Here is an 18334-nt window from a genome sequence, read left to right as displayed (position 1 = left end):
AGCGAAGAGCGAAGAGCGAAGAGCGGAAAAGTACTGGTCTTGATCTCGCGCATAGTCCATTTACGATGGTGACGCATACTCACCTTTTCGCCCTTACGGCGAGTCACTTTTTGCCAAACGCGGCAAAAAGTAACCAAAAAACGCTGCGCTCCCATCATCCGGCCCCTCCGCTACGCTACGGGGTTCCCTCGCGCCGGTCTTGCTCCCGGGAGTACGCGCTGCAGGCCCCATCCATGGGGCCTCAGCGCTTGACGGGCATCCATGCCCGTCACCTCCCTCCGCAAGACCTCTGCTCGGCCTCCTGAAGTCGCGAAGATCAAGATCAAGATCAAGATCAAGATCAAGATCAAGATCAAGATCAAGATCAAGAGCAAGAGCAAGAGCAAGAGCAAGAGCAAGAGCAAGAGCAAGAGCAAGAGCAAGAGCAAGAGCAAGAGCAAGAGCAAGAGCAGAGCCAGAGCCAGAGCAGAGGGCGCCGACTGGCGGAATGTGGGCAACGGAAGCAAATTCGCACCCAATTGCAGTTGCTCCACGCGACGCGGCGCCTTAGACTGCCGCCCCCTGTAAAAGAGTGCCGGTTGGCGCTTGAAGAATTCCGCTGCCGATGCCAAGGCGTCGGCGGCACCTGAATCGCCCAAATGCACATTTTTTCATAGAGAAATCGATGACCAAGGAACAGTTGCTGGCCATGTCGGCCGATGACTACATGAACGCTGACCAGCTGGCTTTCTTCGCTGGCCTGCTGCAGGCGATGAAAGTCGAAACCCATGAACGCATCGAGCTGAGCCGTGCCACCATCGAAGGCCTGGACACCCCGTCGGATCCTGCCGACGTGGCTTCGGTCGAAGAAGAGCGTAGCTGGCTGGTGAACGCCATCGACCGCGACCAGCGCCTGCTGCCGCAGCTGGAAATGGCCCTGGACCGTATTGCCGACGAAAGCTTCGGCTGGTGCGATGACAGCGGTGAACCAATCGGCCTGAAGCGTCTGCTGATCAGCCCGACCACCAAGTACTGCATCGAAGCCCAGGAGCGCCACGAGCAGCTCGACCGCCACCAGCGCCAGGTGTAACCCCGCGCGGTGTGCCAAGCCCCACGGAGCGATCCCTGGGGCTTTTTGCGTTTCTTTCCGGCGGCGGTTTTGTTGCCCCGTACGTAATACTGCTGTACCGGGATGCGCTGTTTCCGCGCCGTACGCAGGCGTATCATGGCTTTATCGTTAGGGTGCTAATTAAATTCCGGAGGGAATGATGAATAGCCGGGTCGATGTAGCCGTGATGATTGGTTCGGGGGTGCCCGCCACACTGCGTGCGCTGGGTAAACGCATCTGCTGGGTGGTGCTGGTCAATGGCGAACGCCGTGGTACCGCATTCGCCACGCGAGAAGAAGCGCTGGAGTGCCAGGCGGCCTGGCAACAGCAGTTGAAGAAGGGCCTGGCGGCCTGAGTGTAGTGAGTGCTGCCGACGAGCGAACGGGTGTTGTTCAGGGCGTTCCCCTGTAAGAAATGTACTTTGCCTCTCGACGAATTTCGGTGTTTTCGTGCATATTCTTCCCCCAGTAATGCGCTGATGGATTGCAGGGCCCGTTCTCACGTGCGCTCTGGCATTGCCTGTCGCATCTTTTCTGGCGGTTTTGCTGTCAGACATTACGCTTCCCGAATCGGGAATATGCCGAAAGCCTGTATTTGAGGCCAGATCTGGCAAGCCAGAGTAAAGATTCCTGCACGCTGCATCGCCAGCGTGCACAGACATTTCGCATATCGCTTCATTACTCTTTTCGCCTATCGATAAGAAATGGCCGTGCCTCACCGAGCTTGGGTGAGGGCGGGTTGTAACCGGTTGAGGATTACTTCATTGGCAGTCAGCACTCTTGATACCCATGCGTTGTTCGCCCTGGGCGACTTGCGCGGTAAATTGGCCCAGCTGTTCCAGGGCCGCTTTGTCTATGTCACCGAACAGAGTCCCGAAGGCCTGTACATGGCCGAAATCGACACCGAAAGCGCATTGGTCGTCGATGACAAGCAGCGGTTGGAACTGAAGGTGGGCGACCACTTTCGCGCCGCCGTACTGCCCAGTCGCGAAGGCGGCAAACTGGAAATGCGCTTTCGCGAAATCAAGCTGAACGTGTATGGCGTGGGCGACTATGCCTTCGTCTCGGTGCCCGAAGGCGAGGGCATCGTGTTCCGTGAAGGCCACGGTGTGATGCTGGTGTTCGCCGCTCAGCAACAAGTACAGGAAGGCCTGGGCAAGTTGCTCAAGGCGGTGACCGGCAAGGTTGCCAAATGGCGCAAAGGTGAGCTGACCACCTTCAAGGCCAGTGAATGACCCACAGTGACGACGCGCCCGCCACGCGTGCCGAGTTCCATCGCCAGCACCAGGCGGATGCCGTGGCCGAGGCCGAGCGTTTGCTGGCCAGGCGCGAAGAGTTGCAGGGCGCCTGGTTGAACTGGGTGGCAGGGGAATTGTATCGCCTCGGCCCGCCGCCTTATGCGGCCATGGTCCGGCGCGAGTTGCAGCGCCTGGCCCAAGGGTGAGGCGGCAACCTTTCAGTTACCGCGATCGCGGCCGCTGCTGACTTCTTCAGGTACCGGCTCTTTCGCCATGCGCTTGCGGAACAGCGCTGCCCGGGCCAGCAACAGTGTGGTCACCGGTACGGTGATCGACAGCAGGATCGGAATCAGCCAGGCGTGCAGCACCGGGGCGTCCTTGAGCCAGGAAAAGTAGATGATCGAGGCCAGTGCCACGCACCAGGCACCAATGGTCGAGGCCAGTGCCGGCGGGTGCATGCGCTGGAAGTAGTCCTTCAGCCGCAACAGGCCCACGGCACCGATCAGGGCGAACAGGCTGCCGGTCAGCAGCAGCGCGGCAGTGACCAGCTCCAGCCAGAAGGGGAGTTGCAGGGTTTCAGTCATTCGATCACCTCACCGCGCAGCAGGAACTTGGCCAGGGCAAACGAGCCAACGAAACCGAACAGCGCAATCAGCAGGGCACCTTCGAAGTAGGTGTCACTGGCATAACGGATTCCCAGTACCAGCATGGTCAGCATGGCCAGGATGTACAGGTAGTCCAGCGCCAGCACCCGGTCCTGGGCGGACGGGCCGCGGAACAGCCGGATAAGCGCCAGGGCCATGGCCAGGGCGAAGATGAACAGGCTGGCGAGGACAGCGTTGGCGAGCAGGCCTGTCATTGGAAAATCTCCATCAGCGGGCGTTCGTAGGTGTCCTTGAAGTGCTGGATGAAGGCCGCCTCATCGTCCAGGTCGAACACATGCAGCAGCAACACGCTGCGGTCCAGCGCCAGCTCGGACCAGACCGTGCCGGGCACTACCGTGGTAATCATCGACAGCGCCGCCAGGCCATGCGGGTCGCGCAGGGCCAGCGGGATGTGCACGAACGCCGAGCGCGGCGGCTGCTTGCCGGCGCGCAACACGCCACGGGCAACCAGCAGGTTGGACATGATCACATCGATGCCGACCCGACCAATCAGCCGGGCGATGGCCAGCGGCCGTCGCACATGGGCATGCTGCGGGCGCAGCGGTGCCATCAGCAGCGGCGCCAGCACGCCGAGCGCGGCAGCCAGCAGCAGGTTGCCGGGGCTGACCGACAGGTTCAGCAACAGCCACAGGCCGAACAGCGAAACCGATAACAGCGGTGCGGGGAACAGTCGATTCATGGCTGCACCTGTACGTCGAGCGAGGTGGGGCCAGGAATCGGCCGGGCGGCCATCACGGCTTCGATATAGGCGTCGGGGGCCTGCAGGCTGGCGGCGGTGTCCTGGGTGTAGCGCAGCAGCGGTTCGGCCTTGAAGCTGAGGATGATGCACAGGCCGAGCAGGATGACGATGGGCAGGCATTCATAGCGGCGCAGCACCGGCGACGGGCGTTCCTCAGGCTTCCAGAAACGCTGGATGCCGACGCGGCCGAAGGCGATCAGCGAGGCCATGCCAGACAGGATCAGCAACGCCACCAGGCCCCAGCCCGCCGTGCCCAGCGGCTGCTCGGCAGGTACGCCCAGCCCCTGCGGGTTGAACAGCGCGCTGATCAGGTTGAGCTTGCCGACAAAGCCCGACAGCGGCGGCATGCCGATGATCAGCAGGGCGCAGGCGATGAAGCTGAGGCCGAGGAAGGCCATGGTCCACGGGATGATCTGGCCGATCACCACCTTCTGCTCATCGTCGAGGTTGATGCCCTTGGGCGGGTGCAGTGATTCCAGCGGTGGCGGCATGGCGTCTTCTTCGTCGTCCAGCGGTGCTTCGTTGGCCGAGCGCGAACGTTCGACCAGTTCGGCGAGCAGGAACAACGCGCACAGCGCCAGGGTCGAGTTGACCAGATAGAACAATGCCGCGCCGGTCAGCGCCGCTTGCGCAAAACCGACGGCGCCGAGCAGGGTGCCGGCCGAAACCAGGATGCTGAGGGCGGCCATGCGCTCCAGGCGCTGCGCGGCCAGGATCGACACCGCCGCCACCGCCAGGGTGACCAGGCCACCGTACACCAGCCATTCACCACCGAAGTGCGCCGAGGCCCCGGCCTGCCCGGAGAACAGCAGTGTCCACAGGCGCAGCACGGCATACAGGCCGACCTTGGTCATGATGGCGAACAGCGCAGCCACCGGCGCGCTGGCCGAGGCATAGGCCGGCACCAGCCAGAAGTTCAGCGGCCAGATGCCGGCCTTGACCAGGAAGGCCATGGCCAGGATCGCCGCGCCGGCGTGCAGCAGGCCGCGGTCGGCCTCCGGCACCAGCGGAATCTTCAGGGCCAGGTCGGCCATGTTCAGGGTGCCGGTCACGCCATACAGCATCGCCGCGCCGATCAGGAACAGCGACGAGGCAAACAGGTTGATGGCAATGTAATGCAGGCCGGCACGCACTCGGGCGCGGCCCGAGCCATGCAGCAGCAGGCCATAGGAAGCGGCCAGCAGCACCTCGAAGAACACGAACAGGTTGAACAGGTCGGCGGTGAGGAAGGCGCCGTACAGGCCCATCAGCTGGATCTGGAACAGTGCGTGGAAGCTGGCCCCGGCACCGTCCCAGCGGGCGCGGGCAAACAGCAGGGCACTGAAGCCGATGATGCCGGTGAGGGTCAGCAGCAGGGCCGACAGGTGGTCGACTACCAGCACGATGCCGAACGGCGCCGGCCAGTTGCCCGGCAGGTAGACACCGATCGATTCCGCCTGGCCCTGGGTGCGCACCCACAGTAGCAGGCTGACCGCGATGGCCAGGCCGGCGAAGGTCGACAGCAGGTTCAGCCGGGCTTTTATCTGCCGGTGTTTCTCGCCCAGCAGCAACATCACTGCCGCGGTCACCAGGGGCAGCAGGATGGGCGCGATGATCAATTGGCTCATGCCACTCATTCGTCACGCTCCCGGCCATCCACGTGGTCGGTACCGGTCAGGCCGCGCGAGGCCAGCAACACCACAAGGAACAGCGCGGTCATGGCGAAGCTGATGACGATGGCGGTGAGCACCAGGGCCTGTGGCAGGGGGTCGGTGTAGTGCAACAGGTCCTGGGGCACGCCGTCCTTGATGATCGGTTCCTTGCCGATGAACAGGCTGCCCATGCTGAAGATGAACAGGTTGACCCCGTACGACAGCAGGCACAGGCCCATGATCACCTGGTAGGTTCGCGGGCGCAGGATCAGCCACACCCCCGAGGCGGCCAGCACGCCGATAGCTACTGCAATCACTTCTTCCATCAGGCGGCTCCTGCTTGGCTGGTTTTCGCCGGGTTGCCCGGGCGGTAGGCGCGCACCGACTGGTGCGCCAGGGCAGTGAGGATCAGCAGGGTCGAGCCGACCACCACGGTGAACACGCCGACATCGAAGAACAGCGCGCTGGCCACGTGCACATCGCCGAGCAACGGCAGGTGCAGGTGGGCGGTATGGGTGGTGAGGAATGGGTAGCCCAGCAGCATGGCGCCCGCGCCGGTCAGGGTTGCGCACAGCAGCCCGGTGCCCATCCAGCGCAGCGGGCGCAGGCTCATCTGCGCCTCGACCCACTGGGTGCCGGCCACCATGTACTGCAGGATGAACGCCACCGACATCACCAGGCCGGCGACAAAGCCGCCACCGGGCTGGTTGTGGCCACGCATGAACAGGTACATCGACACCAGCAGGGCGATCGGCAGCAGCAGGCGCACCAGCACCGCGGGCACCATCATGAAGCCCAGAGCGGTGTCGGTGGCATGCCGTGGGTTGATCAGGTCGGTGACCACGTCAGGTGCCAGTTGACGCTGCTGCGCTGGCAGTTGCATGCTTTCCTTCGGCGGGCGGAAGCGCCGCAGCAGGGCGAATACGGTCAGCGCCACGGCCACCAGCACGGTGATTTCACCGAGGGTATCGAAACCACGGAAGTCGACCAGCATGACATTGACCACGTTGGTGCCACCGCCCTGGGGCAGGGCCCGGCTCAGGTAGAACGAGGAAATGTCGTTCGGCGTCGGCCGGGTGAGCATGGCGTAGGACAGCACGGCCATGCCGCCACCTACCAGTACCGCCAGCAGCAGGTCGCGCAGGCGACGCATGCGCGCACGCTCCAGGCTGCCCGGCAGCGGCGATACGCCTTCGATCCGCCGCGGCAGCCAGCGCAGGCCGAGCAGGATCAGTACGGTGGTGACCACTTCCACTACCAGCTGGGTCAGGGCCAGGTCGGGCGCGGAGAACCAGACGAAGGTGATGCAGGTCATCAGGCCGCAGACGCTGACCATGATCAACGCCGCCAAACGGTGATACTTGGCCTGGTAGGCGGCGCCGATGGCGCAGGCAATGGCTATCAGCCACAGCGCGACGAACACGCCCGAGCCCGGAATCTTCGGCCGGTCGCCCCAGCTGAGACCACTGTAGAGCATGGGGGTGAGGCCGGCGAGGAAGGCGGCGAGCACCAGCATGAACAGCTGCGACTGCAGGCGGCGGCTGGTGAGCAGGCGCTCGATGCGCCGCGCCAGCAGCATCAGTTGCACCTGGCCGTGTTCGAACAGGCGCTTGCCGTTGAAACGCTCGATCACCGGCGGGTAGGGGAAGCGGCCCAGGCGCAGCTGCTTGCGCAGCAGCAGGTACAGCACGATACCGCCGCTCATGGCCACCAGGCTCATGATCAGCGGCGCGTTCCAGCCATGCCAGATGGCCAGGCTGTATTCCGGCAGGGTGCCGCCCACCACCGGCAGGGCGGCGGCGGCCAGCAGCGGGCCGACCGACTGGGCAGGGAAGATGCCCACCACCAGGCAGGTAAGCACCAGCAGTTCGACCGGCGCCCGCATCCAGCGTGGCGGTTCGTGCGGGGTGTGCGGGAGGTCCTGCGCCGTGGGGCCGAAGAACACATCGACGGTGAAACGCAGGGCATAGGCCACGCTGAAGGTGCCGGCCAGGGTGGCGATCACCGGCAGCGTGGCCTCGACCCAGGCAGTGGAACTGATGAACACCGTTTCGGCGAAGAACATTTCCTTGGACAGGAAACCGTTCATCAACGGCACGCCGGCCATCGAGGCGCTGGCGACCATGGCCAGGGTGGCGGTATATGGTACCAGGCGTATCAGCCCGCTGAGGCGGCGGATGTCACGGGTACCGCTTTCGTGGTCGATGATGCCGGCGGCCATGAACAACGAGGCCTTGAAGGTGGCGTGGTTGAGAATGTGGAACACCGCCGCGACCGCGGCCAGCGGGCTGTTCAGGCCCAGCAGCAGGGTAATCAGGCCCAGGTGGCTGATGGTCGAGTACGCCAGCAGGCCCTTGAGGTCGTTCTGGAACATGGCGGCGAAGGCGCCGAGCAGCAGGGTGAGGGCGCCGGCACCGCCGACGATCCAGAACCACTCCTCGCTGCCCGACAGCACCGGCCACAGGCGCGCCAGCAGGAACACCCCGGCCTTGACCATGGTCGCCGAGTGCAGATAAGCCGATACCGGGGTGGGCGCTGCCATGGCATGGGGCAGCCAGAACTGGAAGGGGAATTGTGCGCTCTTGCTCAGGGCGCCGATGAGGATCAGTGGCAGCAGCACCGGGTACAGCGCATGCTGGCGGATGGTGTTGCCGGCAGCCAGGACCTTGTCCAGGTCGTAGCTGCCGACCACATGGCCGAGCAGCAGGGCACCCACCAGCAGGCACAAGCCGCCCGCGCCCGTGACCATCAGCGCCATGTAGGCGCCGCGGCGGGCGTCGGCACGGTGGTGCCAGTAACCGATCAGCAGGAACGAGAACAGGCTGGTGAGTTCCCAGAAGAACACCAGCTGGATCAGGTTGCCGGAGATCACCAGGCCGAGCATGGCGCCCATGAACGCGAGGAAGAAGGCGAAGAAGCGCGGCACCGGGTCCTGTGGCGACATGTAGTAGCGGGCATACAGCGACACCAGCGTACCGATGCCCAGCACCAGCAGCGAGAACAGCCAGGCGAAGCCGTCCATGCGCAGCACCAGGTTCAACCCCAGGCTGGGCAGCCAGAGGAATTCTTCGCGAATCACGCCACCGTGGGCAACCTGAGGGTACAGCAGTGCTACCTGGACAGTGCCGACCAGGGCCACGAGCCCGGCGAGAATGGACTCCGCGTTACGTGCGTTGTGCGGCAGCACGGCTGCCAGGCAACTGCCCACGAACGGCAGAAGCAATAGCACTATCAATGACATAGCGTTCTATTCTGGAGAAGTTTGCAAAGAATCATACGTGCCGAGGGGTTGATCACCAACACGCAAGCTGTCGCAGAATCCTACAAACAGGCTGTGACAAGCTGTTTTTTTATAACAGATTCTTACAAAGCATAGCCGCAGTTGGCGGCTTTACAGGCCAGCCTGGCGTTCGCCTTCATCCTGCACGTCCCGTGCTTCGGCCACCTCGCGCGGGCGGCGCACCTTGAGTTCGCTGACCACCACCGCGATCACGATCAGCAGGCCGCCGAGCAATGCCACGCCCGGCAGGCGCTCACCGGCGATGCGCCCGACGATCCCGGCCCATACCGGTTCGCCGGCATAGATGAGGGTGGCGCGGGTGGGCGAGACCGACTTCTGCGCCCAGTTCATTGCCACCTGGATCACCGCGCTCATGGCGCCCAACCCCACGGCACTGGCCAGCAGCAGCCAGGAAAAGTCGGGTATGCGCTCCTGGGTCGGCACGATCATCAGGAACGCCAGCAGCGAGGCGGTCGCCAGCTGCACAACGGTGACCCGGCGCACATCGACCTGGCCCGCGTAGCGGCTGATCAGGATGATTTCGCCGGCAATGGCCACGGCGCTGACCAGGGTTACCAGCTCGCCTTCGCTGAAGTGCAGGCTGCCACCCTCAGGGCCGGCCAGCAGCATAAGGCCGATGAACGCCAGGGCAATACCGATGCTGGGCATCAGGCCGGGGCGCCGGCCCAGCACCAGCCATTGCAGCAGCGGCACGAACGGCACGTACAGCGCGGTGATGAACGCCGACTGGCTGCTGCTGATGGTTTGCAGGCCCATGGTCTGCAGGCCGTAGCCGAGCATGATCGACACCCCGATCAGCATGCCGGCCTTCAGTTCGGTGAAGGTCAGCCCCGGCAGCGCCCGCGCCGAGACCACCCCGACGAACAGCGCGGCTGCAGCGAAGCGCAGGCCGACGAAGAACATCGGGCCGCTGACGGTCATCACGTTGTGCACCAGCAGGAAGGTGCCGCCCCACAGCATGGTGATGAACACCAGCACCAGTTCGGCCTTGCTCAGGCGAAAGGCAATGGCAGGGGTCGGTTTGCTGCTGGGCTGGCTCATGGTCTTGCGCACTCGGAGGGGGCGGCGCACAATCGCCGCAAAGTGGGCAGTATACTGCGCAATACCGACCAGTGAGCAATATAGTGCACAGAGATTCCTCGCACCGGGCATCGGTGCTGCAACATGTCAGCCTCAATGTACGCAGCCTGCGCAATGCCACGGGCATGAGCCAGACGGCGCTGGCGGAGCGCTCCGGTGTCAGCCGGCGCATGCTGGTGGCGATCGAGGCGGGCGAAAAGAATGTCAGCCTGACTACCCTCGACCTGATTGCCGAAGCCTTGGGCGTGGCTTTCAGTACCCTGATCCAGGCACCTGACCAGCGTGATCCCGGGCGCATCGAAGAGTTGGCCTGGGCCGGGGAGCACCCGCAGAGCCGAGCGGTGCTGCTGGGCAGCAGTGTGGCGCGGCGCGAGGTGGAGCTGTGGGAATGGACCCTGGCACCGGGCGAGTGCTATTCCAGCGAGGCTGATGCCGAGGGCTGGAGCGAGCAGATCTATGTGGCGCAAGGGCAACTGACGCTGATTATCGAAGGGGTCGAGCATCGCCTGCAGGTCGGGCAGTTCCATGTGTTTCCCAGCAACTGCCGGTATGCCTATCGCAACGATGGGGCGGTGGCGGTGCGGTTTGTGCGCAATGTGGTGATTTGATCGAGAGGTGTTGCTGCCTCCAAGGCCTCATCGCCGGCAAGCCAGCTCCCACAGGTTCGCCACTGGCTCTGAGCCTGAAGGTGGGCCTGTGGGAGCTGGCTTGCCGGCGATGAGGCCCGTATGGGCAACCCAAGGTTCGTGGTCAGTCTCCTATCAACTCATCGGTCCTGACCACCTTGGCATAGGCAAACGCCAACGCCGCCATCACCGAATCATGCACCTGCGCCGCCGGCACCCGCTTGCCATCGAACTCCAGTGGCAGCGTGGCACAGGCGTCGTGCGCCACGGTCACGTCGTAACCCAGGTCGGCCGCGGCCCGGGTGGCGGCGTCGATGCACATGTGGCTCATGCTGCCGACGATGGTCAGGGCCTCGACGCCATGCCGGTCCAGCGTGTGCTCAAGGTCGGTACCGAGGAAGGCGTTGACCTTGTGCTTGAGCACCACCGGTTCACCGGCCTGAGGCTCGACCTTGGCATGGATCGCCGCACCCTGCGAGCCTGGCGCGAAGAACGGCGCATCGGCGCTGTCGAACTCATGCCGCACATGCACCACCAGGTCGCCCCGTTCACGCGCCGCCGCCAACAGGCGGGCAGCATTGTCGGCCGCCTGGTCGGCACCATCGAGGGTCCATTTGCCGCCCGGGAAGTAGTCGTTCTGGATGTCGATGATGATCAGCGCCTGCTTGCTCATGCTGCCTCCTGTGGCAGTAGTCGTTGGATGACGTTAGTTATAGGCTGTGTGCACTGACCTGAGGATTGGCGCGAACGACACTATGCAGGCAAAAACTGACAACCCCGCCAGCCTGGACATCGGCCTGCTGCTGTACCCAGGTGCGCAACGTGCTGCCGTGCATGGGCTGGCCGACCTGTTCCTGGTGGCCAATCGGGTGGTTGCCGAACTGGGTGCCGTCGAGTTGCCATCGGTGCGTATCAGCTTCTGGCAGGCGGACGAAGCGGGGCACTTGCAGCCTGCCCCTGAGAGTCCACCTGCCGCCGCGGCCGATCTGCGGGTGCTGATCATTCCGCCGAGCCTGGAGTCGGCACCTCAGGGTGAGTTGCTTGAGCGCCATCGTGCATCGTTATGCCAGTTGCACGGGCACGGCACGGTGCTGGCGTCGGTGTGCATCGGGGTGTTCTTCATCGCCGCCAGTGGCCTGCTCGACGGGCGCCCGGCCTGCACCCACTGGAACTACGTGCATTCGCTTGCCCAGCGTTTTCCCAAGGTGCGGGTCGAGGCCCAGCAACCGTTGCTGGACGATGGCGACATCGTCACCTCGGCCGGGTTGATGGCCTGGACCGACCTGGGCTTGCGCTTGCTGGAGCGCTTCATGGGCGCGACGGTGGCGCGGGAAACTGCCCGCTACCTGGCGGTCGACCCGGTCGCGGCGCCACTGCCCGGTGCAGTGTTCAATCCACGCCTGGACCATGGCGATGAGGCGGTGCTGAAAGTGCAGCACTGGTTGCAGGGCAACGGTGGGCAGGATGCCGACCTGGCCAGCATGGCAGCGTGCGCGGGGCTGGAGGAACGCACCTTCCTGCGGCGTTTTCGTGCTGCCACGGGGCTACGGCCAACCGAGTACTGCCAGCAGGTGAGGGTGGGGCGGGCGTGCCGCTTGCTGGAGTTCACCCGGCGCAATGTCGAGCAGATCGCCTGGGGCGTCGGTTACCAGGACCCGGGAGCGTTTCGCAAGGTGTTTCAGCGCATCACCGGCCTGACCCCGAGTGATTACCGGCGGCGCTTCGCGGTATCGGGTTAGGGCACGGGGGCGTTCCCAGTGCGGAAAACCGCTTGACCTTGACATAACTTGAGGTTTTACCCTGCTCGGCATCGCGCTGTAGGCGTCCGTCACCAGGAGACCGTTCATGACGGCAACATCCCATGCCCTGTGGTTTACCCAGATGATCGAATACGAAGTACCCGGCAGGTTCCAGCAGGCGTTGGCCCAGGCGCTGGTGGCGCGCAGCGAAGCGCTGGCCGCGCGTTGCGAAGGGCTGCAGGGTGTCAGTATCCAGGCCAGCGACGATGGCAGCCGGGTGCTGCAGTACCTGCAATGGCAGTCCCGCCAGGCGTGGGCAGCGGCGGCCGTTTATTTCGTCGGGGAACCTTTCCTCGAACTGCTTGGCCAGCATCAGGCGCGTGGGGTCAACTTTGCTGCCTACCAGACCCTGCGTAGCCTGGTGCGCGGCGCCGATGGCGGCCTGCATTGCCAGGTGGGCGAGCCTCACGCATACCAGGGCGCGTAGTGCGGGTAGCGGTCCAGGCGGGCGCCAACGACCATTTCACTGATCCATGCCGCCAGGATCGAACTGTAGGCTTTCTGGCTCTCTTCGCTGGACAACGCGTGGTCGGCACCGTCGACGATGCGGTGGGTGAGCGAATGGGCGCTGACGAATGCCGAGCGGTAGCTCATCAAGGTGCTGTGCGGCACATAGTCGTCCTGCTCGGACTCCACCAGCAGTACATCGCCACCGAACTCGGCACAGGCGGCCAGTGCGCGGTTGTCCGCAGGGCCGAGCGGGCGCTGGCGGTAGGCGTTCAACCGTTGCCGGTCGAGGGTTTGCTTGGGGAGGTTCCATTCGTCGTCCCAGTACATGGCGGGCACCCGCAGGGCCAGCCATTTGACCGGCCGCTCGCGGGTCAGCAGGGTGGCCAAGTAGCCGCCGTAGCTGCTGCCGATGATGGCGATGGCACTGGTGTCGACGGCCGGGTGGCTTACCAGCCGGTCGTAGGCCACCAGCAGGTCGGTCAGGTTCTGTTCGCGGGTGACCGTCAGCCGTTGGCTTTCGGTTTTTTCGTGGCCGCGCAGGTCGAAGGTCATGCACACGCAGCCCAGCCCGGTGATATGCCGGGCGCGGGCCAGGTCGCGTTGCTGGCTGCCACCCCAGCCGTGGACGAAGAGAATGCCCGGCATCTTGCTGCCGGGGCTGACCAGGGTGCCGACGATGCTGTCATCCTCGACCTGCAGTTCAACGGTTTCACTCTGAATGGTCATGTTCACGAATCCGCGCGAATTTGCTGAGTTGTCCGAGTTCACTGTCGTTTCCTTGGTAAAAGAGGGTGGCGTCAGTGGGCAGTTCGGGGGTGCCGAACACTTCATGGGTGGAGGCACGCACCCGTTGCAATGCCGGGTCGTCGGCGAACGCCTGCAAGGCCAGCAGCTCGGCACTGCTGGCTCCGCCCAGGCGCCAGGATTGTTCGAGTACGCCGCTGCGCAGGTGGCCCAGGGGATTGACGCCGCGGGCGATGTCGTAGTTGCGCCGTGAGGCGATGAAGCCGGGGAAGTGCTGCTCGGCGGCCTGCTCGTAGGCCATCGCCTGGTTGATGGCCAGGCGCAGCGGCTCCTCCAGCGGCAGTTGCAGCAGTGCCTGGTAGTCACCGCGCACCACCACCAGGTCGGAGCCGCCATACACTTCCGTGCCCTGGTGGTCGCGGGTCAGTTGCTGGGTACCGTGATAGCTGCAGGTCAGGCCGGCGACACGTACCTGGCCGACGCTGAAGGTTTGCACTTCGCTCAGGTCTTCCTCGAGCACCAGCCCCCATAGTGCAAGGTCCTGGTCATCCATGCCGGCCAGCAGCGGTTCCAGTTCATCCACCGCGGTGATGACCTGTTGCCCACGGCCTGCGCAGGCCAGTACCGGCTTGATTCGCAACGGGCCGTCCGCCAATAACAGCTGTGCGGCGGTGCGTGCATCGGCCTTGCTGAACACGGTATAGCCGCGCAGCAGGGCGTCGCTGGCTTGACGGGCGAAGGCATCGGTCCAGCCCGGCGGGAAACTGGCCCCGGCCGGCAACGGGTGGGAGATCGCCTTGGTCGCCATGTAGGGGTGTGCGACCAGGCCACCGAACAGGTCCTGCTCGCTGCAGATGCCCAGGGCGGCATGACGCTTGGGATCGACCAGGGTTTCGGTGGGCAGGTAGTAGTAGCCATCGGTGGCGCTTGGTGGCTGGCCGGGTTGCACGTGTGGGCAGCCCAGCAGGCGGGCCAGGCCATCGGCAAGCTTCAGGTGCACGGCATGCTCGTGGTCGGGGGTGTGCGCGCGGGTGTCGAGCAGCACCACGCCGCTTTTAGGGGCGCAGGCATTGGGCATGGTCATTTGCCTGTGTGCAATGAATGTACAGAGTGTGAAGCCGGTGCTTTGAGGAAGTTCAGCGCAACTTGATCGGTGGTCATGGCCCGTCTGTAGGAAATGTCTGGTATGCGCAGGGCGTGACGGGCAATGCATGCCGTGTGTCGGTCGCCACGATTGCAGGGCTTCGGCGGCTGTTCCATTATCGGCGCACTGGATAAACCGTGATGTAGCCGCAGGAGAGCGCATGAACGTTCAGACCACCTTTGGGCAAAGCGTGCCGCAGCGCCTGGCGCAGGTTCGCCAGGCCATGGCCGCAGAGGGCATCGATGCCTTGCTGGTACCCTCGGCCGACCCCCATCTTTCCGAATACCTGCCCGGTTACTGGCAAGGGCGCCAGTGGCTGTCGGGTTTCCACGGCTCGGTCGGCACGCTGGTGGTCACGGCTGGCTTTGCCGGGCTGTGGGTCGATAGCCGCTACTGGGAACAGGCGGAACACGAGCTGGCTGGAAGCGGCATCGAGCTGATGAAGCTGTTGCCGGGCAAGCCTGGTGCGCTGGAATGGCTGGGCGATCACGTCGAGACCAATGGCAGCGTGGCGGTAGACGGCGCGGTCATGGCCCTGGCTTCGGCGCGCCAGCTTGGCGACCGGCTGAAGGCGCGCGGGGCGCGACTGGTGACGGACAAGGACCTGCTGGGCCAGGTATGGGAAGGGCGCCCGGCGCTGCCAGGCAACCCGGTCTACCAGCATTTGCCACCGCACGCCACGGTAAGCCGTGCGGAAAAACTGGCGCAGTTGCGCCAGAGCGTGCAGGCCAAGGGGGCCGACTGGCATTTCATCGCCACCCTGGATGACATTGCCTGGCTGTTCAACCTGCGCGGTAGCGATGTGTCCTATAACCCAGTGTTCGTCGCCTTTGCCTTGATCAGCCAGCAGCAGGCCATCCTGTTCGTCGGCCAGGACAAGCTCGACGAACATCTACGCCAGGTGCTGGCGGCCGACGGTATCGAGGCGCGCGACTACGCCGAAGCAGGCAATGCCCTTGCCGCCATGCCGGCCGGCAGCCGATTGCTGGTCGACCCGGCCCGGGTAACCTGCGGCCTGCTGGATAACCTGCCGGCCGGGGTGGAACTGGTCGAGGGGCTCAACCCCAGCACCCTGAGCAAGTCGTGCAAAGGTGATGACGATCTGGTGCACATCCGCCAGGTGATGGAGCAGGACGGCGCGGCCTTGTGCGAGTTCTTCGCCTGGCTCGAGGCCAACCTCGGTCGGGAGCGGGTTACCGAACTGACGGTCGACGAGCAGTTGAGTGCCGCGCGTGCCCGCCGCCCAGGCTTCGTGTCGTTGAGCTTCTCGACCATTGCCGCCTTCAATGGCAATGGCGCGATGCCGCATTACCGTGCCACCGAGCAGTCGCATGCGGTCATCGAGGGCGATGGTCTGCTGCTGATCGATTCGGGCGGGCAGTACCTTGGCGGTACCACCGACATCACCCGCATGGTGCCGGTGGGCAACCCGAGCCTTGCACAGAAGCAGGATTGCACGCGCGTGCTCAAAGGCATGATCGCCCTGTCGCGGGCCACCTTCCCGCGTGGCGTGCTGTCGCCGTTGCTCGATGCCATTGCCCGGGCACCGATCTGGGCTGACCAGGTGGATTACGGCCACGGCACCGGGCATGGGGTGGGTTACTTCATGAATGTGCACGAGGGGCCACAGGTCATTGCCTACCAGGCGGCGCCCACGCCGCAGACGGCGATGCAGGTGGGCATGATCAGCTCGATCGAGCCGGGCACGTACCGCCCAGGGCAGTGGGGTGTGCGCATCGAGAACCTGGTGGTCAACCGCGAGGCCGGCAAGAGCGCCTTCGGCGACTTCCTGAACTTCGAGACCCTGACGCTGTGCCCGATCGATACCCGCTGCCTGGTGCCCGAACTGCTGGCCAGGGAAGAGCTGGACTGGTTGAACGGTTATCACGCCAAGGTACGCGAGCGCCTGGCGCCGTTGCTCAAGGGTGACGCGCTGGCCTGGCTGCAGGCGCGTACCGCGCCCTTGTAAGGTGGTAAATGAAAAGGGCAGCTTGCGAGCTGCCCTTTTTTTCTACTTGCAGATGACGATCATGCTGCGGCTGGTGTAACCCGCCGGGTTGATGCCGAACAAGTAGTCACCGGGTTCTTCATCGCTATCGCCCGAGCGTGCAATGACCCGGTAGCCGCGCGTGCTGCAGGAGCTTGCGGCCTTGCTGTAGCAGTTGTCCCACGAGGAAGACAGGCCGGAGCAATTGATATGCAGGCCCTTCTTGCCCCTTTTGACCTCAGTCTTGGCCGTGGCGGCACATCCAGCAATAGCCAAGATGGCCAGGATGAGCAAAATACGTTTCATTCCTGTCCTTAAATGCAGGGCGGATCAGCTGCCAGGCCCTGTCGTTATCGCTTCGGTTCTTCCTGAAATTTCCCCAGCGTCCGTGTTCGGTCCAGTAGATAGCGTAAAGATGATGATTCTGTGACAGCTTAATGAGCGAGACGGGTCGCTACAATCATTAATCCTGTCTCAAATGAAAATATTTCTCATATCAGTCTGCCGCGACGGCCGGGCTGGGTTCCTTGCGCATGGACAGGGTGGTGCCGACCGACGCGGTAATGATCGCCAGGATGGCCAGCCACTGGGTAATCGTCAGGACCTCGCCCAGGAACAGCAGGCCGGACAGGGCGCCGAAGGCTGGTTCGATGCTCATGAGGGTGCCGAAGGTGCGTGCCGGGATGCGCGTGAGGGCAACCATTTCCAGGCTGTAGGGCAGGGCGGTGGACAGCACCGCGACGCCCAGGGCCATGGGGATCACGGCGGGAGTGAGCAATGCGCTGCCGGCGTGGGCGATACCGATGGGGGCAACGAACAGCGCGGCGACCACAACGCCCAGTGCGGCACTCTGGATACCATGCTCGGCCCCGGCCCGCTGCCCGAACAGGATGTACAGTGCCCAGCACACGCCCGCGCCCAGGGCATAGGCTGCGCCGACCGGGTCGAGGGCCTGCCCGCCATGGCCGGCCGGCAGCAACAGCAGCAAGCCGACGATGGCCAGCGCAATCCACAGGAAGTCGATCGGCCGGCGCGAGGAGAAGATCGCCACGGCCAACGGGCCGGTGAACTCCAGTGCCACGGCGATGCCGATCGGTACCGTTTGCAGGGCCATATAGAAGAGGAAGTTCATGCCGCCCAGCGCCATGCCGTAGATGATGACGTTGCGCAGGGTGTTGCGGGTCATGCGCACACGCCACGGGCGCAGGATCAGCAGCATGATGATGCTGGCGAAGATCAGGCGCAGGGTGGTGGTGCCTTGGGCGCCGATGAGGGGGAACATGCTTTTGGCCAGGGAGGCACCGGACTGTATCGATGCCATGGCGATGAGCAGCAGGCCGATCGGGAAGAGGGTAGCGGCCAGGCTGCGGGGCTGGGTGTTCATTTCTGTGCAGCGATCCTTGAGCGGGGTGGGGGTGAGCAATATAGTGCGCAATTATGAGGATGGGGGGCAAGGTGCATGGCGTTGTATTTTCGGTGCCTGTGAGATCGGGCGCCGCCCGCGCGGCGCTCGATCTCACAGGCGCTGCAAGGCTTGCGGCGAGCACCTGGCGGCCCTGACGCGGTCTTTTTCAAAAAGATTCTAAATTATTGAAATTAAAGGTTGACCTCCTGAAACGCCGCCCTATAATGCGCACCACTCCAACGCGGTAGCGAAGCAAAACCAGTCACCCTGTTGAGTCAAGTGTTTGAAGCTAAACGAGTTTCTCGCAAAAAACTTCAAAATAAACGCTTGACAGCAAATGAGGAAAGCGTAGAATGCGCGCCTCGGTTGAGACGAAAAGCTCTTAACCAAACGCTCTTTAACAAATCGAATCAAGCAATTCGTGTGGGTGCTTGTGAGT

Annotated in this window: 21 protein-coding genes; 9 read left to right on the top strand and 12 right to left on the bottom strand. The window is 63.9% G+C overall.

What is annotated here, in order from left to right; translation table 11 throughout:
- Nucleotides 1-261 precede the first annotated feature (261 nt).
- From CAG44_RS29000 to CAG44_RS26930, 5 genes are all read left to right on the top strand, one after another.
- On the top strand, nucleotides 262-567 hold the full coding sequence (locus CAG44_RS29000) for a hypothetical protein (RefSeq protein ID WP_178076946.1): 306 nt from the start codon (nucleotides 262-264) through the stop codon (nucleotides 565-567).
- Between the two features lie 97 nt (nucleotides 568-664).
- A complete protein-coding gene (locus CAG44_RS26945; protein WP_003259022.1) occupies nucleotides 665-1069 on the top strand; it encodes a TraR/DksA C4-type zinc finger protein in 405 nt (134 codons plus the stop codon).
- Between the two features lie 178 nt (nucleotides 1070-1247).
- Entirely contained in the window at nucleotides 1248-1442 is a 195-nt protein-coding gene (locus CAG44_RS26940; RefSeq protein ID WP_025338376.1) for a hypothetical protein, read from the top strand.
- Nucleotides 1443-1850: 408 nt separating this feature from the next.
- On the top strand, nucleotides 1851-2321 hold the full coding sequence (locus CAG44_RS26935; RefSeq protein WP_003259020.1) for a hypothetical protein: 471 nt from the start codon (nucleotides 1851-1853) through the stop codon (nucleotides 2319-2321).
- Nucleotides 2318-2530 carry a hypothetical protein gene (locus CAG44_RS26930; protein WP_003259019.1) on the top strand — a complete coding sequence of 71 codons (213 nt, stop codon included), beginning with the start codon at nucleotides 2318-2320 and terminating at the stop codon, nucleotides 2528-2530. Before CAG44_RS26935 ends, CAG44_RS26930 begins: the two co-directional genes overlap by 4 nt.
- Before the next feature lie 12 nt (nucleotides 2531-2542).
- Here the strand turns inward: CAG44_RS26930 and CAG44_RS26925 are convergent, their stop codons facing one another.
- The 7 genes from CAG44_RS26925 to CAG44_RS26895 all read right to left on the bottom strand — a co-directional run bounded on the left by CAG44_RS26925 (nucleotide 2543) and on the right by CAG44_RS26895 (nucleotide 9701).
- Entirely contained in the window at nucleotides 2543-2908 is a 366-nt protein-coding gene (locus CAG44_RS26925) for a Na+/H+ antiporter subunit G (RefSeq protein WP_025338378.1), read from the bottom strand.
- Entirely contained in the window at nucleotides 2905-3183 is a 279-nt protein-coding gene (locus CAG44_RS26920; RefSeq protein ID WP_003259015.1) for a K+/H+ antiporter subunit F, read from the bottom strand. Before CAG44_RS26920 ends, CAG44_RS26925 begins: the two co-directional genes overlap by 4 nt.
- Nucleotides 3180-3668, bottom strand: coding sequence for a Na+/H+ antiporter subunit E (locus CAG44_RS26915; protein WP_025338379.1), 489 nt, complete (start codon nucleotides 3666-3668; stop codon nucleotides 3180-3182). Before CAG44_RS26915 ends, CAG44_RS26920 begins: the two co-directional genes overlap by 4 nt.
- Nucleotides 3665-5344: a monovalent cation/H+ antiporter subunit D gene (locus CAG44_RS26910; RefSeq protein ID WP_085665521.1), complete on the bottom strand. Its 1680-nt coding sequence runs from the start codon at nucleotides 5342-5344 to the stop codon at nucleotides 3665-3667. The genes CAG44_RS26915 and CAG44_RS26910 overlap by 4 nt, the downstream gene beginning before the upstream one ends.
- Nucleotides 5341-5685 carry a Na+/H+ antiporter subunit C gene (locus CAG44_RS26905; RefSeq protein ID WP_013971840.1) on the bottom strand — a complete coding sequence of 115 codons (345 nt, stop codon included), beginning with the start codon at nucleotides 5683-5685 and terminating at the stop codon, nucleotides 5341-5343. The genes CAG44_RS26910 and CAG44_RS26905 overlap by 4 nt, the downstream gene beginning before the upstream one ends.
- Nucleotides 5685-8600, bottom strand: a complete 2916-nt coding sequence (locus tag CAG44_RS26900) for a monovalent cation/H+ antiporter subunit A (RefSeq protein WP_085593376.1) — start codon at nucleotides 8598-8600, stop codon at nucleotides 5685-5687. Before CAG44_RS26900 ends, CAG44_RS26905 begins: the two co-directional genes overlap by 1 nt.
- A gap of 150 nt (nucleotides 8601-8750) precedes the next feature.
- On the bottom strand, nucleotides 8751-9701 hold the full coding sequence (locus CAG44_RS26895) for a DMT family transporter (protein ID WP_085593378.1): 951 nt from the start codon (nucleotides 9699-9701) through the stop codon (nucleotides 8751-8753).
- A gap of 83 nt (nucleotides 9702-9784) precedes the next feature.
- Between CAG44_RS26895 and CAG44_RS26890 the strand changes: the two genes are divergently transcribed.
- On the top strand, nucleotides 9785-10348 hold the full coding sequence (locus CAG44_RS26890) for a helix-turn-helix domain-containing protein (protein ID WP_085693451.1): 564 nt from the start codon (nucleotides 9785-9787) through the stop codon (nucleotides 10346-10348).
- Nucleotides 10349-10490: 142 nt separating this feature from the next.
- Here the strand turns inward: CAG44_RS26890 and CAG44_RS26885 are convergent, their stop codons facing one another.
- Nucleotides 10491-11039 (bottom strand): cysteine hydrolase family protein, encoded by a 549-nt coding sequence (locus tag CAG44_RS26885; RefSeq protein WP_085593382.1) that lies wholly within the window; start codon nucleotides 11037-11039, stop codon nucleotides 10491-10493.
- Nucleotides 11040-11121: 82 nt separating this feature from the next.
- On the opposite strand from CAG44_RS26885, the gene CAG44_RS26880 reads away from it, so the two are divergent.
- On the top strand, nucleotides 11122-12105 hold the full coding sequence (locus CAG44_RS26880) for a GlxA family transcriptional regulator (RefSeq protein WP_085593384.1): 984 nt from the start codon (nucleotides 11122-11124) through the stop codon (nucleotides 12103-12105).
- 106 nt (nucleotides 12106-12211) lie between these two features.
- Nucleotides 12212-12592 (top strand): antibiotic biosynthesis monooxygenase, encoded by a 381-nt coding sequence (locus tag CAG44_RS26875; protein ID WP_085693449.1) that lies wholly within the window; start codon nucleotides 12212-12214, stop codon nucleotides 12590-12592.
- Here the strand turns inward: CAG44_RS26875 and CAG44_RS26870 are convergent.
- Nucleotides 12571-13341, bottom strand: coding sequence for a S9 family peptidase (locus CAG44_RS26870; protein WP_025338387.1), 771 nt, complete (start codon nucleotides 13339-13341; stop codon nucleotides 12571-12573). The genes CAG44_RS26875 and CAG44_RS26870 overlap by 22 nt on opposite strands.
- A complete protein-coding gene (locus tag CAG44_RS26865; RefSeq protein WP_085693447.1) occupies nucleotides 13325-14443 on the bottom strand; it encodes a DUF3182 family protein in 1119 nt (372 codons plus the stop codon). The genes CAG44_RS26870 and CAG44_RS26865 overlap by 17 nt, the downstream gene beginning before the upstream one ends.
- Nucleotides 14444-14663: 220 nt before the next feature.
- Here CAG44_RS26865 and CAG44_RS26860 point away from each other — a divergent pair, with 220 nt between their 5' ends.
- On the top strand, nucleotides 14664-16472 hold the full coding sequence (locus CAG44_RS26860) for an aminopeptidase P family protein (protein WP_085693445.1): 1809 nt from the start codon (nucleotides 14664-14666) through the stop codon (nucleotides 16470-16472).
- Nucleotides 16473-16514: 42 nt separating this feature from the next.
- Here the strand turns inward: CAG44_RS26860 and CAG44_RS26855 are convergent, their stop codons facing one another.
- Nucleotides 16515-16796, bottom strand: a complete 282-nt coding sequence (locus CAG44_RS26855; protein ID WP_025338390.1) for a hypothetical protein — start codon at nucleotides 16794-16796, stop codon at nucleotides 16515-16517.
- Nucleotides 16797-16986: 190 nt separating this feature from the next.
- Nucleotides 16987-17874 carry a threonine/homoserine exporter RhtA gene (gene rhtA / locus CAG44_RS26850; protein WP_085619470.1) on the bottom strand — a complete coding sequence of 296 codons (888 nt, stop codon included), beginning with the start codon at nucleotides 17872-17874 and terminating at the stop codon, nucleotides 16987-16989.
- Nucleotides 17875-18334: the final 460 nt, after the last annotated feature.

The organism is Pseudomonas sp. B13(2017), assembly GCF_002113245.1.
In the GTDB taxonomy this organism is placed as follows: domain Bacteria; phylum Pseudomonadota; class Gammaproteobacteria; order Pseudomonadales; family Pseudomonadaceae; genus Aquipseudomonas; species Aquipseudomonas putida_Z.
The sequence above is the reverse complement of the archived record's forward strand: the minus strand, read 5'-3'. Positions and strand labels throughout refer to the sequence as shown.

Excerpts from the sequence above, each read along its gene's own strand:
- CAG44_RS26875 (WP_085693449.1), top strand. The coding sequence starts at position 12,212 with ATGACGGCAACATCCCATGCCCTGTGGTTTACCCAGATGATCGAATAC.
- CAG44_RS26865 (WP_085693447.1), bottom strand. The coding sequence starts at position 14,443 with ATGACCATGCCCAATGCCTGCGCCCCTAAAAGCGGCGTGGTGCTGCTC.
- CAG44_RS26855 (WP_025338390.1), bottom strand. The coding sequence starts at position 16,796 with ATGAAACGTATTTTGCTCATCCTGGCCATCTTGGCTATTGCTGGATGT.
- CAG44_RS26945 (WP_003259022.1), top strand. The coding sequence starts at position 665 with ATGACCAAGGAACAGTTGCTGGCCATGTCGGCCGATGACTACATGAAC.
- CAG44_RS26900 (WP_085593376.1), bottom strand. The coding sequence starts at position 8,600 with ATGTCATTGATAGTGCTATTGCTTCTGCCGTTCGTGGGCAGTTGCCTG.
- CAG44_RS26880 (WP_085593384.1), top strand. The coding sequence starts at position 11,122 with ATGCAGGCAAAAACTGACAACCCCGCCAGCCTGGACATCGGCCTGCTG.
- CAG44_RS26930 (WP_003259019.1), top strand. The coding sequence starts at position 2,318 with ATGACCCACAGTGACGACGCGCCCGCCACGCGTGCCGAGTTCCATCGC.
- CAG44_RS26870 (WP_025338387.1), bottom strand. The coding sequence starts at position 13,341 with ATGACCATTCAGAGTGAAACCGTTGAACTGCAGGTCGAGGATGACAGC.
- CAG44_RS26885 (WP_085593382.1), bottom strand. The coding sequence starts at position 11,039 with ATGAGCAAGCAGGCGCTGATCATCATCGACATCCAGAACGACTACTTC.
- CAG44_RS26940 (WP_025338376.1), top strand. The coding sequence starts at position 1,248 with ATGAATAGCCGGGTCGATGTAGCCGTGATGATTGGTTCGGGGGTGCCC.
- CAG44_RS26895 (WP_085593378.1), bottom strand. The coding sequence starts at position 9,701 with ATGAGCCAGCCCAGCAGCAAACCGACCCCTGCCATTGCCTTTCGCCTG.
- CAG44_RS26925 (WP_025338378.1), bottom strand. The coding sequence starts at position 2,908 with ATGACTGAAACCCTGCAACTCCCCTTCTGGCTGGAGCTGGTCACTGCC.
- CAG44_RS26920 (WP_003259015.1), bottom strand. The coding sequence starts at position 3,183 with ATGACAGGCCTGCTCGCCAACGCTGTCCTCGCCAGCCTGTTCATCTTC.
- CAG44_RS26905 (WP_013971840.1), bottom strand. The coding sequence starts at position 5,685 with ATGGAAGAAGTGATTGCAGTAGCTATCGGCGTGCTGGCCGCCTCGGGG.
- CAG44_RS26915 (WP_025338379.1), bottom strand. The coding sequence starts at position 3,668 with ATGAATCGACTGTTCCCCGCACCGCTGTTATCGGTTTCGCTGTTCGGC.
- CAG44_RS26910 (WP_085665521.1), bottom strand. The coding sequence starts at position 5,344 with ATGAGTGGCATGAGCCAATTGATCATCGCGCCCATCCTGCTGCCCCTG.
- CAG44_RS29000 (WP_178076946.1), top strand. The coding sequence starts at position 262 with ATGCCCGTCACCTCCCTCCGCAAGACCTCTGCTCGGCCTCCTGAAGTC.
- CAG44_RS26860 (WP_085693445.1), top strand. The coding sequence starts at position 14,664 with ATGAACGTTCAGACCACCTTTGGGCAAAGCGTGCCGCAGCGCCTGGCG.
- rhtA (WP_085619470.1), bottom strand. The coding sequence starts at position 17,874 with ATGAACACCCAGCCCCGCAGCCTGGCCGCTACCCTCTTCCCGATCGGC.